At 49.0% G+C, this 410-nt stretch carries 2 tRNA genes; both read right to left on the bottom strand.

Going from position 1 to position 410, the window contains the following annotated elements:
- Window positions 1-72, bottom strand: a tRNA-Ala gene (locus SHD_RS00880).
- A gap of 135 nt (window positions 73-207) precedes the next feature.
- Window positions 208-284 (bottom strand) — tRNA-Ile (locus tag SHD_RS00875).
- Between the last annotated feature and the right edge of the window lie 126 nt (window positions 285-410).

The raw sequence follows: 410 nt of genomic DNA, 5'->3' as shown, positions 1-410 counted from the left end.
GGAGCTATGCGGGATCGAACCGCAGACCTCCTGCGTGCAAGGCAGGCGCTCTCCCAGCTGAGCTATAGCCCCATTTACATGCAGTGCGAGTATCAGATGTCCCAAACCTCTTAAAGGATTGGTTTGCCAATCGTTTCTTATCAAGGCGGACAGTGGCGACGTTTAGTTCACTAAACGAGTCACTTTCCAACGCAGAGAAGGAAGGATTGGTGGGTCAGAGTGGACTTGAACCACCGACCTCACCCTTATCAGGGGTGCGCTCTAACCAGCTGAGCTACAGACCCATCTTATTGATAAATTAACCTAGGCCAATTCATCTTTACTCTATCTTCTATCAAGCAAATCTGTGTGAACACTCAGGCACATGGATGTGCCGTGTGTAAGAAACGCATGGAGCAGTTTCTTACCAA

This window comes from Shewanella decolorationis S12 (assembly GCF_000485795.1).
GTDB classification, from domain to species: domain Bacteria; phylum Pseudomonadota; class Gammaproteobacteria; order Enterobacterales; family Shewanellaceae; genus Shewanella; species Shewanella decolorationis.
Note: the sequence above shows the minus strand (reverse complement) of the source record. Positions and strands in the feature narration are given on the sequence as shown.